Annotated in this window: 13 protein-coding genes; 6 read left to right on the top strand and 7 right to left on the bottom strand. The window is 74.3% G+C overall.

What is annotated here, in order from left to right:
• Window positions 1-41 precede the first annotated feature (41 nt).
• Complete coding sequence (locus ACWCP2_RS01675) at window positions 42-533, top strand: SRPBCC family protein (protein ID WP_450906569.1); 492 nt, start codon at window positions 42-44, stop codon at window positions 531-533.
• A gap of 309 nt (window positions 534-842) precedes the next feature.
• On the opposite strand, the gene ACWCP2_RS01670 is transcribed toward ACWCP2_RS01675, so the two are convergent.
• Together ACWCP2_RS01670 and ACWCP2_RS01665 are read right to left on the bottom strand one after the other, a co-directional pair.
• The gene (locus ACWCP2_RS01670; protein ID WP_450906568.1) at window positions 843-1,559 is read right to left on the bottom strand and encodes a hypothetical protein; all 717 of its coding nucleotides are present in this window, start codon (window positions 1,557-1,559) and stop codon (window positions 843-845) included.
• Between the two features lie 85 nt (window positions 1,560-1,644).
• Window positions 1,645-2,775 (bottom strand): PLP-dependent cysteine synthase family protein, encoded by a 1,131-nt coding sequence (locus ACWCP2_RS01665; RefSeq protein WP_450906567.1) that lies wholly within the window; start codon window positions 2,773-2,775, stop codon window positions 1,645-1,647.
• Window positions 2,776-3,003: 228 nt separating this feature from the next.
• On the opposite strand from ACWCP2_RS01665, the gene ACWCP2_RS01660 reads away from it, so the two are divergent.
• On the top strand, window positions 3,004-3,612 hold the full coding sequence (locus tag ACWCP2_RS01660; RefSeq protein ID WP_450906566.1) for an ATP-binding protein: 609 nt from the start codon (window positions 3,004-3,006) through the stop codon (window positions 3,610-3,612).
• A gap of 41 nt (window positions 3,613-3,653) precedes the next feature.
• On the opposite strand, the gene ACWCP2_RS01655 is transcribed toward ACWCP2_RS01660, so the two are convergent.
• Together ACWCP2_RS01655 and ACWCP2_RS01650 are read right to left on the bottom strand one after the other, a co-directional pair.
• Window positions 3,654-5,078 (bottom strand): ROK family protein, encoded by a 1,425-nt coding sequence (locus tag ACWCP2_RS01655; RefSeq protein WP_450906565.1) that lies wholly within the window; start codon window positions 5,076-5,078, stop codon window positions 3,654-3,656.
• A gap of 43 nt (window positions 5,079-5,121) precedes the next feature.
• Window positions 5,122-5,787 carry an alpha-ketoglutarate-dependent dioxygenase AlkB family protein gene (locus tag ACWCP2_RS01650; RefSeq protein WP_450906564.1) on the bottom strand — a complete coding sequence of 222 codons (666 nt, stop codon included), beginning with the start codon at window positions 5,785-5,787 and terminating at the stop codon, window positions 5,122-5,124.
• A 63-nt stretch (window positions 5,788-5,850) separates the two neighbouring features.
• Here ACWCP2_RS01650 and ACWCP2_RS01645 point away from each other — a divergent pair, with 63 nt between their 5' ends.
• The 3 genes from ACWCP2_RS01645 to ACWCP2_RS01635 all read left to right on the top strand — a co-directional run bounded on the left by ACWCP2_RS01645 (window position 5,851) and on the right by ACWCP2_RS01635 (window position 7,364).
• Window positions 5,851-6,597, top strand: a complete 747-nt coding sequence (locus ACWCP2_RS01645; protein WP_450906563.1) for a maleylpyruvate isomerase family mycothiol-dependent enzyme — start codon at window positions 5,851-5,853, stop codon at window positions 6,595-6,597.
• Between the two features lie 88 nt (window positions 6,598-6,685).
• Complete coding sequence (locus ACWCP2_RS01640) at window positions 6,686-6,958, top strand: DUF6332 family protein (RefSeq protein ID WP_450906562.1); 273 nt, start codon at window positions 6,686-6,688, stop codon at window positions 6,956-6,958.
• Window positions 6,948-7,364, top strand: coding sequence for a glyoxalase/bleomycin resistance/dioxygenase family protein (locus ACWCP2_RS01635; RefSeq protein WP_450906561.1), 417 nt, complete (start codon window positions 6,948-6,950; stop codon window positions 7,362-7,364). The genes ACWCP2_RS01640 and ACWCP2_RS01635 overlap by 11 nt, the downstream gene beginning before the upstream one ends.
• Here ACWCP2_RS01635 and ACWCP2_RS01630 read toward each other — a convergent pair.
• On the bottom strand, window positions 7,350-8,327 hold the full coding sequence (locus tag ACWCP2_RS01630; protein ID WP_450906560.1) for a spherulation-specific family 4 protein: 978 nt from the start codon (window positions 8,325-8,327) through the stop codon (window positions 7,350-7,352). The two genes, ACWCP2_RS01635 and ACWCP2_RS01630, sit on opposite strands and share 15 nt — an antisense overlap.
• Before the next feature lie 275 nt (window positions 8,328-8,602).
• Window positions 8,603-9,301 carry a TetR/AcrR family transcriptional regulator gene (locus ACWCP2_RS01625; protein ID WP_450906559.1) on the bottom strand — a complete coding sequence of 233 codons (699 nt, stop codon included), beginning with the start codon at window positions 9,299-9,301 and terminating at the stop codon, window positions 8,603-8,605.
• A 148-nt stretch (window positions 9,302-9,449) separates the two neighbouring features.
• Here ACWCP2_RS01625 and ACWCP2_RS01620 point away from each other — a divergent pair, with 148 nt between their 5' ends.
• A complete protein-coding gene (locus tag ACWCP2_RS01620) occupies window positions 9,450-9,908 on the top strand; it encodes a nitroreductase/quinone reductase family protein (RefSeq protein ID WP_450906558.1) in 459 nt (152 codons plus the stop codon).
• Window positions 9,909-10,193: 285 nt separating this feature from the next.
• Here the strand turns inward: ACWCP2_RS01620 and ACWCP2_RS01615 are convergent, their stop codons facing one another.
• Window positions 10,194-11,582: a geranylgeranyl reductase family protein gene (locus ACWCP2_RS01615; protein ID WP_450906557.1), complete on the bottom strand. Its 1,389-nt coding sequence runs from the start codon at window positions 11,580-11,582 to the stop codon at window positions 10,194-10,196.
• Between the last annotated feature and the right edge of the window lie 137 nt (window positions 11,583-11,719).

Genomic DNA, 11,719 nt, shown 5'->3' with positions numbered 1-11,719 from the left:
CCGGATGCCACCGGTCGTCCGCCGAACCGAGGGAGTTCCCCATGGCCCGCCGACTGCGTCCCGTAGGGCTGGACTTCATAGAGGTGGCCCCCGCCCGCCTGGTCTTCGCCGGCCGGACCACCGCCGCCCCCGAGGACGTGTACCGGGCGCTGGCCGAGGAGCTGGAGGGCTGGCCGAGCTGGTTCCGGGCCGTCACCCTGGCCCGGCCCACCCACGGCGGCGCCGGGCGCGAGATCAGGTTGGCGGGCGGGCTCCGGTTCCAGGAGACGATCATGGCCGCGGATCCCGAGCGGCGCTACGCGTACCGGGTCGACGAGACCAACGCCCCCGGCCTGCGGGCCCTGCTGGAGGAGTGGCGCCTGGCACCCTCCGGCTCCGGCACCCACGTCCAGTGGACCTTCGCCGCGGACGGCCCGGCCGCCGTCCGCTTCGCGCTCACCGCGGCCCGGCCCGCACTCGGGCACTCGTTCCGCTCGGCGGTCCGCGCGCTGGACCTGCGGCTGGCGGAGCGGCGGCGCGGGGCGGGTCAGTAGGAGCGTTCCTGCCGGGAGGTGCCGTCGGGGCGGATGCCGTCACACCGAGGAGGATCAGGTCCGCCTCCTGCCCGGAGGGCTCGTCCCCACCCGGGTACGGATACTCCGGCCCGGGCTCCGCCGGTCACCGCCGGCGCCGGTCTGCTCGCGGACGTTGCGGTGCCCCTCCGGGAACACCGCCTGCACCGACCGCACTTCGTCGGAGGTTCCGCAGCGGTTCCCCCCGAGGCTGCGCCGTGGTCACGGTCCGCCCAGGGTAAGCAGTCCGCGCAGCCGTGCCTACGGGTTCACCGCCGGGCGGGTCACGGTTCAGACCGCGGGGTGCCGCACCGCCAGGTCGCCGTAGCCGCCCGCCGACCAGACCCGGGTGCGGAACTCCTGCAAGGTCATGGCCCGTTCGCCGGTGAAGTGGACCGTGCCGCAGCGGCCGCAGTACCAGCCCCCGGCCCAGAGCTGGTCCGCGGCTGCCCGGCCCGGTCCGGTCCGGCGGCGCCAGGCCCGTACGGCCCGCCCCGACAGTGCGAACAGGACGGGGGCCAGGAGCAGCGAGGCCGCCGAGATCCAGCCCAGGTACGTCGTGGGGTCCTCGACTCCGAAGGGGAGGTCGCCGTCGCCCCCGTAGAACCGTGGGGTCGGCTCGCCCTCGAACCAGTTGCCCGCCATCCCGCCCCAGACGAACGCGCCGATCGCCACCAGGACGAGCACCGCCCCGAGGCAGCCCATGGCCCTGTCGCCCGGCTCGTCCGGGGCGATCGCGAGGGCCTTGGCCAGGGCCGAGTTCTCCTCGCGGGTCGTGACGTTGTCGCCGTCGCCGCCCTTGCTCTCCACGCTCAGCTTGGCCTTGGCCCGCAGGTACGCGGCGGACACGCCGAGCACCTGGTCCTCCCGGCCGCACCGGGGGCAGGCCAACGAGCCGTCGCCGCGCCCGCCTTGGCCCCGTACGCCGGTACCCCCCGTACCGTCCGCGGCGCCCCTGCCGCCGTCCTCCGTACCGCCGCCCGTACCGCCGTCCGTGAACTCCGCCATGGCTCCCCACCCCGCGCCGCGCGCCGCCCCGCCCCAAGTCAGCACAGCGTAGCCAGCCGCCCCCGCACCGGCCAGGGCAAACGATTCAGCCGGTGGGCTCGGTCCACACGCCGGTCGCCAGCATGGTGTCGAGCGTCCGCGCGTACGGGGTGATGTCGAGGCCCTGCTGGGCCAGCCACGCGTCGGAGTAGTACTTGTCGAGGTAGCGCTCGCCCCCGTCGCAGAGCAGGGTCACGACGCTGCCCGTGCGGCCCTCGGCCACCATCTCCGAGATGATCTTCAGCGCGCTCCACACCCCGGTGCCGGTGGAGCCGCCCGCCTTGCGGCCGATCACCCGCTCCAGCGCCCGGCACGCCGCGACGCTCGCGGCGTCCGGGACCCGCATCATCCGGTCGATGGCCCCGGGGACGAAGCTCGGCTCCATCCGCGGCCGGCCGATGCCCTCGATGCGCGAGCCGCAATCGCTCGTCGCGTGCGGGTCGCCCTGCGTCCAGCCGTCGAAGAAACAGGAGTTCTCCGGGTCCGGGACGCAGATGCGGGTGTCGTGCTGCATGTAGTGCACGTAGCGGGCGATCGTCGCGGAGGTGCCGCCGGTGCCGGCCGTGGCCACGATCCAGGTGGGCTCGGGGTAACGCTCCAGCCGCAGCTGCTGGTACATCGATTCGGCGATGTTGTTGTTCCCGCGCCAGTCCGTGGCCCGCTCCGCGTACGTGAACTGGTCCATGTAGTGGCCGCCGGTACGGGCGGCGAGCTCCGCCGACTCCTCGTACATCTTCATCGAGTCGTCGACGAAGTGGCATGCGCCGCCGTGGAACTCGATGAGCCGGCACTTCTCGGGGCTCGTCGTCTTCGGCATGACGGCGATGAACGGAACCCCGATCAGCTTGGCGAAGTACGCCTCGGAGACCGCGGTGGACCCGGACGAGGCCTCGATGACGGGGCGGCCGGGGCGGATCCAGCCGTTGCAGAGGGCGTAGAGGAACAGGGAGCGGGCGAGGCGGTGCTTGAGGGAGCCCGTGGGGTGGGTGGACTCGTCCTTGAGGTACAGGTCGATGCCCCAGGCCTCGGGGAGCGGGAAGCGCAGCAGGTGGGTGTCGGCGGAGCGGTTCGCGTCCGCCTGCACCTTGCGGACGGCCTCCTTCAGCCACGCGCGGTAGTCCGCGTCGCTGTGGTCGACGTCCATGGTCGTGGCGGTCGTACCGGTGGTGGTGCTCATGCGCCGTGCTCCTTCGTACTTCCCGATGTCCCGAGTGTGCGCCGGGCGTTTGCGCGCACCGCCCGCTTTCGAAATGTACCCCGCCCACCTGCACAAACGGTCACTTTGGGTATCCATGCGCATCGCTTTTGCTCGCGTTCGGTTGCACAGCGGGCCACAGTGGGTGACCCTGGGGAGGCGTCACCGAGGGTGCAGCACCCGTAACACTGATGTCGGGGAGTCGCAGCCGTGATCAGTCATTCCCGCAGGCACTGCGTCGTCGAACTGCAGGCCCTGCCCTTGCGGATCGGCCAGATCCGCCGAATCGTTTCGGCGCAACTGCGCCACTGGCAGCTCGATCCGCTCATAGACCGGGCTGCGCTCGGCGTGACGGAGCTGCTCAGCAACGTCCACCGTCATGCGCAGCCGGACAAGACCTGCACGGTCGAGATCGAACTGCGCCTCGGCCGGCTGACCGTCTCCGTCTACGACAGCGACCCCCGCCTCCCGCAGCTCAGGGACTCCGCGGCCGCGGCCAACCGCCCCGCGGGCGGCCGGCCGGTCGACGCCCTGGAGACCTCCGGCCGCGGGCTCGCGCTCGTGGAGGCGCTCAGCGAGGCGTGGGGTGCCCGGCAGCAGGACGACTGCCCGGGCAAGGTGGTGTGGTTCTCCCTGCGCGCCGCCCCCGGCCCGGCCGCACCGGAACTCCAGCCGGTGCTCCTCGCCGAGAAGCCGGCGCACCGGCCCGGCAAGAACGCCGTACGGGAACCCGCGCCGGCCCCGCCCGTCGCCGCACCCCCCGAGCCGGTCTCCGCCGGCCTGTCGGTGTCCGCCTCGGCCGGTGCCCGGCCCGGGTAGCCTCCGGCCGCCGAAGCCGCCCGGGGCCGCCGCGGCAGCGCTCAGGCCGCCGCGCCCAGGGTCCCGAGCGGGTCGTCCAGCACCGGCTGCCACGCCAGCTCGGCGGCTCCGACCAGGCTGTTGTGGTCGAGGGTGCAGGGCAGGATCGGCACGCCGCCGCTGCGCCCCCACAGGCTGCGGTCGGCGACCACCGCGCGCAGCCGCTCGGGGTCGGCGTACAGCAGCTCGCGGTGGAGTCCGCCGAGGATGATCCGGTCCGGGTTCAAGATGTTGACCAGGCCTGCCAGGCCCAGGCCGAGCCTGTCGATGAGCTCCTCCGTGGCGGCCCGTACCCCCGGGTCCGCGGACTCCTCGCGCAGCAGGTCGCGGGCCTGCTGGAGCAGGGACACCTCCGGGCCCGGGGTGCGCCCGGCGGCGGTGAGGAAGGCCAGCGGGTCGGCCTCCACGTCGAGGCAGCCACGGCTGCCGCAGTGGCAGGCCCGCCCCTCGGGGTTCACCGTGAGGTGGCCGACCTCCAGGGCCAGGCCCGAACTCCCGCTGTGCAGACGGCCGTCCAGGACGAGCGCCCCGCCGACCCCGCGGTGTCCGGTGGCCACGCACAGCAGGTGCTGGGCGCTGCGGCCGGCGCCGTGGCGGTGCTCGGCGAGCGCGGCGAGGTTCACGTCGTTCCCGGTCAGCGCCGGGCCGTCGATCCCGGCCTGCTTCACGCAGTCGGCGAAGATCGCCCGGACGGGGGACCCGGCGGGCCAGGCCAGGTGCAGCGGGTTCAGCGCGGTGCCCTCCGGCTCCGCGACCGCCGAGGGCACCGCGAGGCCCGCGCCGATGCAGCGCCGGCCGGTCTGCGCGAGCAGCGCGGCCCCGGCTTCGACGACGGCTCCGAGCACCTGCGCGGGGTCGGCCGACACCGGGACCCGGCCGGGAGCCGTGGCGACGATCCGGCCGCCGAGGCCGACCAGGGCGGCCCGGAACCCGTCCGAGTGCACCTGTGCGGCCAGGGCCACCGGGCCGTTCTCGTCCACGGAGAGCCGGTGCGAGGGGCGGCCCTGGGTGCCGCCGGCGCCGCCGGGGCGGGAGTCCACGCGGATCAGCCCGAGCGCCTCCAGCTCGGCGGCGACGGCGCCGGCGGTGGCGCGGGTAACGCCGAGCTCGGCCGTCAGGACCGCGCGGGTCGGGGCCCGGCCAGTGTGGACGAGCTCCAGCGCCGGGCCGAGCGCGCCGCGGCCCCGCTCCAGCTTGGTCCGCGCGGAGCCGGCTGCGGCCGCTGCTGCTGTCGCTGTCGCTGTCGCCGCGGCCTTGGCGGCCGTGCCGGTGGTGGCGGCCGTACCGGTGGTGCCGGTCCCCGTAGTCCCATCCGTCCCCGTGGTCCCGTCCGTCTCTGCGGTCCCGTCCGTCTCTGCGGTCCCGTCCGTCCCAGCGGACACCGTGGTCACATCCCCCACCCGCCGCGGGGCCCCGTTGCCGTTCATGACAGCGATCCTCGCATGATCGGAGCGCCGAGGACGCCGCCCGCTACCCGAGCCCGCCGACCCGGAGCGTGATGTTCAGCCGCCCGGTCAGCCCGAGGTCCGGCGGAGCGGTGCCGGGCAGGACTTTCGGCACCCCGTGAAAGGCCCGTCGGACGGGTCCGCCGAAGACGAACAGATCCCCGCTGCGCAGCTCAACGTCCCGATACGGACGCCCGCGCGAGGCGGTGTTGCCGAAGCGGAAGAGGCAGGAATCACCCAGGCTCAGCGAGACCACCGGGGCTTCGGAGCGCTCCTCGGCGTCCCGGTGCATGCCCATGCGGGAGTCGCCCTCGTAGAAGTTCACCAGCGCGATGTCGTACGCGAGGCCCGGATCCGGAGCCTGCCCGTACGCGTCGGCCACGGCACTGCGGCCCAGCAGCGCGAGCCAGTCGGGCATCGCCTTGACCGGAGCGCCGTCACCGTCGACGGCGGTGGGCGCGTATCCGTACGGGTACCAGTGCAGCCCCAGGCACACCTGCCGGGCGCTCATCGTTCCCCCGCCCGGGGTGCGCACCGTACGCAGCCCGGCCGGCGGCCGGGCCCATCCCCGGCAGGCCTCCACCAACTCCCGCTGCCGCCCGGGCCCCAGCCAGTCGGGCACGTGCACGGCGCCGGGCACGATCTCCGTGCGCTCGCGCGGAAAGAGCTCGCCGTCCGGATGTTGTTCCATGGCCTCCATGACCTCCATCATCCTTCGTTGTGCGGGCCCGCGGGCTGCTGGGAGACTCCCGCCATGGAGATCATCAGCTATGTGAAGACCGTGGCCCGCGAGGGCGAGCAACTCTCGGACACCGCCGAACGGGCCGGTACGGACGCCCTGGTGCCCACCTGTCCGCAGTGGCGGGTCGCCGATCTGCTCCGCCACACCGGCTCGGTGCACCGCTGGGCCACCGGGTACGTGGCGCAGGGCCTGACCGAGCGCGCGCCGTTCCCGGAAGCGCCGGAGCTGGTGGGCGCGGAACTGCTGGCCTGGTTCCGCGAAGGCCACGCGACGCTGGTGCGGACCCTGACGGGGAGCTCCGCCGACGCGCACAGCTGGACCTTCCTGCCGACCGCGGCGCCCTCGCCGCTGGCCTTCTGGGCACGCCGCCAGGCGCACGAGACCACCGTGCACCGGATGGACGCGGAGGCCGCGCTGGGCGTGCCCTTCGGCGCGGTGGACCCCGCCTTCGCGGAGGACGGGGTGGACGAGCTGCTGACCGGGTTCCACGCGCGGCCGCAGAGCCGGGTACGGACGGCGGAGCCGCGGGTGATGCGGGTCCGGGCCTCCGATACGGGCGCGGTGTGGACCGTACACCTGTCCCAGGAGCCCGCGCGGACGGTACGCGGGGACGGCGACGGGGCGGAGGCCGACTGCACGCTGACGGGCGAGGCCTCCTGGCTGTACGCGGCGCTGTGGAACCGGCGGCCGCTCACCGGCCCGGGTGTGACGGGCGACGCGGAACTGGCCCGGCTCTGGATGGACACGGCCGGAATCTGACCCCCGGGCGGCGAAACCGCATGGCCGGCGCACCGGCTGCGCCGGCCCCCCTTGTGCCGGTGCGGCCCGCGCGGAGAGACTTGCGCGCATGGACCGACGCAGTCAGGCCGACCGGGACGCGGTCACCATCGAGATCGGGTACGCCTTCGTCACCGGTTGTTTCGCGGCCGGAGTCGTCTTCGCGGCGCTGTACGGCCCCGTCCTCGCCTTCGACCTGTCCCCGGCCACCGGGCGGATCCTGGCGACGGTGGGCGGTGTCCTGGCGGCGACGGTGTTCCTGCTCCGGATCACCCATGTCCTGTGGCGCTTCGCCCGGCGCCCGCAGAACGACGGAGCGGACCGGGGTGGACGTGCGCGGTAGTGAGCGAGAGGCCCAGGGCGAAGTGGCCGGTCCCCGGGCGGACGAACCGCGCCAGGACGGCGCCGTAGGAGCAGCCCGGCTTCGGGTCTCGCTCCTGGTGCTGTACACGCCGCGGTTGGAGGAATGCCGCCGGTTCTACGCGGACCTGGGCCTGGCCTTCACCGCGGAGCGGCACGGCCGCGGACCGGAGCACTACGCCGCCGTCCTCCCGGACGGCATGGTCCTGGAGCTCTGTCCCGCCCGCGAGGACCGTCTCACCGGCGCCCTGCGGCTGGGGCTGGCCGTGGACACCCGCGCCGTGCGCCCGCGGATGGCCCCGGGGCGCCATCTGCTCGTGGATCCCGACGGCCGCACCGTCGAGGTCACCGCCGTCGGGCGGGCGGAGTCCGGCTCAGCCGAGGGTTGAGGCGTACGAGGTCTGGGCGCGGTACTTCCAAGCGGGCTGGGCGTCCCAGGGGTTGGGCATCTGCGCGCTGGTGGCGTACGCGTAGCCCGCGCCGCGCTCGAAGGCCGTACGGAGCGTCGCGCGCATCGCGGGGGCATCCGGGACATCGTGCACGAGGTGCCAGAACGCGGTGCCGCTCGGGTCGAGTTCGGCGCCGGAGCGGTAGCCGGTGAGGGCGTTGAAGACGTTGCCGCCGAGCCAGCCGGCGCCCGTGTAGGCGGCGTAGGAGTCCTCGAAGGTGACGAAGACGTCGGCGGTGCGGCGGCCGGGCTCCAGGAAGCAGTCGGCGATGGCCGTCCCGGGGTTGTTGACGACCAGGTCCGGCGCGCCGGGGGCGACGGCCTCCATGGTGTCCTGCACGTAGCGGCGCAGCTCCGCGTAGTGGTCACGGGTGGCGTTGGCCGGGCCGCAGTCGCGGCTGACCACGTCGAAGAAGATGCCGTCCACGTGGAGGCGGCCGTCGGACGTCTTCAGGTAGTTGTCCACGGAGGCCTTCACGGCGGCGGTGTCGCGGTTGCCGTGGTCGGTGTGGACGTAGCCGAGCACCTTGGTCTTCTCGCCGGTGGCGGTGGTGCCGGTGCGCAGGACGTCGGCGCGGGCCCGCCAGGGGGCGTCGAACGGGGAGTCGCCGTTGCCCGGGTTGAGGACCACCACCGAGGCGGCCGGGCTGGTGGCGGTGAGATCGGCGAGCATCGGGTCGTTGGCCCAGACGTAGGCCGGGACGGCTGTTTCCAGGCCCCGTACGCCGGGCGCCCGGGGCGTCGGTCTCACCTCGGGGGCCGGAGCCGGGGCCAGGGCCGGGGTACGGTCGCGGGCTGGGGCGCGGCCGGGTTCCGAGCTCGCCGACGCGGTGACGGCCGGCGCCGGCGCGGCGAGTAAGAGGGTGGCCAGGACGGCGTACAAGGCCTTCGCGGCGCGGGTCATGACTGCTCCTCGGGGCGACGGCGGAGGCGGCGCCGGGGCGAAGGGCCGGGCGCCGGGGACGGCGACCGGGACAGGACCCCGGCCCGAGGAACACTAGACGGGCCGCGGGGCGCGGTTGGGCCGATTCCCCGGCTTCAGTACGAGGAACAGACAAGCGAACTTTCCCCGCCCCGCGCCCCGCCCCGGGCCTGGTACCCCGCCGGGTACGGCCCTTCGCGGCCCTCCGCAACCCCGTACCGGCCCTCCGCAACCCTGTTGGGCCCTGTACGGCGCCCCTATACGGCGGGCAGCCCGACCCCGTGCGCCAACTGCCCGGCGGCGTGCGCGAAGAAGGCGTCCCGGTCCTCGACGACCCGGTTGAACTGGCCGAACAGCTCGAAGGAGATCAGTCCGACGAGCTGCGCCCAGGCGGCGACCAGGGCCGCGGCGGCCTCGGGGGGCAGCCCTTCGGCGAAGTCCGCGGCCATGCGGGCGGCTTCGGGGCGCAGCTCGGCGGGGAGCGGCGGGAGGGCGATGCCGCGGCCCTCGTAGGCGGCGCGGACGATGCCGATGAGGGTGTTGCCCACGCGGGAGGCGGGGCCGACGGTGTCGAGCGGGGCGGTGTAGCCGGGGACGGGCGAGCCGTAGATGAGGGCGTACTCGTGCGGGTGCTCCAGCGCCCAGCCGCGGACGGACGCGCAGACGGCGGCCCAGCGGGCGCGGGGGGCGTCGCCGGCGGCGAGCGCGCGGGTGTCGGCGGCTTCGGCGGCGGAGCCGACGCTGTTGTAGGCGTCGACGATGAGGGCGGTGAGCAGCTCGTCGCGGCTGGGGAAGTAGCGGTAGAGGGCGGAGGAGACCATGCCCAGCTCGCGGGCGACGGCGCGCAGCGAGAGTTTGGCGGCGCCCTCCGCCGCGAGTGCGCGGCGCGCCTCGTCCTTGATGGCGGCGGTGACTTCGATGCGGGCTCGTTCCCTCGCCCCTCGCACGGTGCTCATGGGCCTCAGTGTGCCACGCGGCCAGAGCACCGCCCACCAACGAGAGCAGCGATTCATTTCGAGAGCACTGCTCTTGTTTCGGAGCGCCGATCCAGGCACACTGCTCTCAAGCGAGAGCAGTGCTCTCCCAACCGCCTCGGAGGCCCTCATGAACGCGCCCAAGCCGTACTACGTCGAGGCCGGCTCGCTCGGCACCCGCTTCAACGCCCTCGTCGGCAAGCTCGCCCGCTGGGGCATGAGCCTGGCCGGCACGGCGGAGCTTTCGGTGCGCGGCCGCACCTCGGGCCGGATGCAGCGGATCCCCGTGAACCCGTACCTCCAGGACGGCACCCGCTACCTGGTCTCCGCCCGCGGCCACTCCCAGTGGGTCCGCAACATGCGCGCCGCCGGCGGCGGCGAGCTGCGCCTGGGCCGCACCGTGCAGACCTTCACCGTCACCGAGCTCACCGACCCGGCCGAGCAGGCCGTGGTGCTGCGCGGCTACCTGAAGAAGTGGGGCTGGGAGGTCAACCGCTTCTTCGACGGAGTCACGGCCACATCCTCCGAGCCCGAACTCCGAGCGGCCGCCCCCGACCACCCGGTCTTCCGCATCACCCTCACCCCCTGACCCACCCGCCCACGGCACCCCTCACGGCACCGTTCCACGCCCCCACCCCACCCGGCTCCGACCGACCCGCGCGCCCAGCCCACCCGCCCCTCGCCCCTCGCCCCTCGCCCCTCGCCCCAGCCCCAGCCCCAGCCCCAGCCCCAGCCCCAGCCCCGAAAACGCGGCGGCGGCCTCGCCGGTACGCCCGGCAAGACCGCCACACTTCGCACCTCGGTGCCCGCGCCCGCTCCCCACCGGGAGCGGCGGCTCCAGTCCGGGGGACGTGCCCCGGGCCCGCCGCTGAGCTCAGCCCTTGGCCCCGCCCTTGGCTCCGTCCTGCTCCTGCTCCCCCGCCCCGGCGGCCGGCCCCGTACCGGAAGCGGCCCCGGTCCCGGCCTCGGTCCCGGCCCCGCCCCGGCTCCGTGCCTGTCGTGCGTCCAGCACGTGCAGGGCCTTGCGCGCCAGCGGGTACGTACGCACCATCTCCGCCAGCGTCAGCGACCCCCGCGCGATCCGCGCGAAGGCCATCCAGGCCGGCCGGAAGCCGGTGATCGCCGCGTGCAGCAGGCCCGGCTTGGCCTCGAAGAGTTCCAGCATCCGCTTGCCGACGCCCATCTCCACGCCCAGCCCCGCCTTCACCGCGAAGGCGTAGTTGAGGGCCTGGCGGCGCGCGTCCACCGCGTCCTGGGCCTCGGAGATCTTCACGGCCCACTCCCCGGCGAGCCGCCCCGAGCGCAGCGCGAAGGAGATGCCCTCCCGGGTCCACGGCTCCAGCAGCCCCGCCGCGTCGCCCGCGACCAGGACCCGACCGCGCGAAAGCGGCGATCCGGGCTTCCGGCAGCGGGTCAAGTGCCCGGAGGAGACCGCCGGTTCGAAGCCCGACAGGCCCAGCCGGGCGATGAAGTCGTCCAGGTACCGCTTGGTCGCGGCCCCCTCGCCCTTCGCCGAGATGACCCCGACGGTGAGGGTGTCGCCCTTGGGGAAGACCCAGCCGTAGCTGCCGGGCAGCGGACCCCAGTCGATGAGGACCCGGCCCTTCCAGTCCGCGGCGACCGTCTCCGGGACGGGGATCTCCGCTTCCAGGCCGAGGTCGACCTGGTCCATCTCGACGCCGACGTGCGCGCCGATCCGGCTCGCGCTGCCGTCCGCGCCGACCACGGCCCGCGCCAGCACCGTCTCGCCGTCACCGAGGACCACCGCGACGGTCCGCCGGTCCGGCACGGACGCCCCGTGCTGTTCCACCCGCACGACCGCCGTACCCGTACGGACCGTGGCGCCCGCCTTCTCCGCCTCGGCGACCAGCGCCGCGTCGAACTCGGGCCGGTTGATCAGCCCGAACAACATCTGCTTCGAGCGCCGGGTCCGGGCGAACTTCCCGTCCAGCGAGAAGGTGACCGCGTGGACGCGATCCTTGAAGGGCAGCACGAAACCCGGCGGGAGCGCATCGCGCGAGGGGCCGATGATGCCTCCGCCGCAGGTCTTGTACCGGGGCAGTTCCGCTTTCTCCAACAGCAGAACGCGCCGCCCCGCCGCGGCCGCCGCGTGCGCGGCCGAGGATCCGGCCGGCCCGGCCCCGACCACGACCACGTCCCACACCTCGCCGGTCTCCCCGGCCGTCTGCGCGTCCGCCTCCTGAGCGGTCTGTCCTGCCGCCGCGTCGCGTACGTCGCCGCTGTCGCTCTCGTCGCTGCTCACGATGTGCTGCTGCTCCTGATCCTGCGGTTCATGCCGTTGCTCCGATGCCGGTGAAATCCTACGGCGCGAGATCGACTGCCCCGTTGTGCGAGGATCGGAAGAGTCCTTTGCCGTAGCCCGCATACGCACATCCCGCG

The organism is Streptomyces sp. NPDC002104 (assembly GCF_053593795.1).
This window is presented reverse-complemented; position numbering and strand designations above follow the sequence as displayed.

What these genes read in the sequence shown, in the direction of transcription:
- ACWCP2_RS01655 (WP_450906565.1), bottom strand. Translation starts at nt 5,078, where the DNA reads ATGAACGGCAACGGGGCCCCGCGGCGGGTGGGGGATGTGACCACGGTG.
- ACWCP2_RS01625 (WP_450906559.1), bottom strand. Translation starts at nt 9,301, where the DNA reads ATGAGCACCGTGCGAGGGGCGAGGGAACGAGCCCGCATCGAAGTCACC.
- ACWCP2_RS01670 (WP_450906568.1), bottom strand. Translation starts at nt 1,559, where the DNA reads ATGGCGGAGTTCACGGACGGCGGTACGGGCGGCGGTACGGAGGACGGC.
- ACWCP2_RS01650 (WP_450906564.1), bottom strand. Translation starts at nt 5,787, where the DNA reads ATGGAACAACATCCGGACGGCGAGCTCTTTCCGCGCGAGCGCACGGAG.
- ACWCP2_RS01665 (WP_450906567.1), bottom strand. Translation starts at nt 2,775, where the DNA reads ATGAGCACCACCACCGGTACGACCGCCACGACCATGGACGTCGACCAC.
- ACWCP2_RS01620 (WP_450906558.1), top strand. Translation starts at nt 9,450, where the DNA reads ATGAACGCGCCCAAGCCGTACTACGTCGAGGCCGGCTCGCTCGGCACC.
- ACWCP2_RS01675 (WP_450906569.1), top strand. Translation starts at nt 42, where the DNA reads ATGGCCCGCCGACTGCGTCCCGTAGGGCTGGACTTCATAGAGGTGGCC.
- ACWCP2_RS01645 (WP_450906563.1), top strand. Translation starts at nt 5,851, where the DNA reads ATGGAGATCATCAGCTATGTGAAGACCGTGGCCCGCGAGGGCGAGCAA.
- ACWCP2_RS01640 (WP_450906562.1), top strand. Translation starts at nt 6,686, where the DNA reads ATGGACCGACGCAGTCAGGCCGACCGGGACGCGGTCACCATCGAGATC.
- ACWCP2_RS01630 (WP_450906560.1), bottom strand. Translation starts at nt 8,327, where the DNA reads ATGACCCGCGCCGCGAAGGCCTTGTACGCCGTCCTGGCCACCCTCTTA.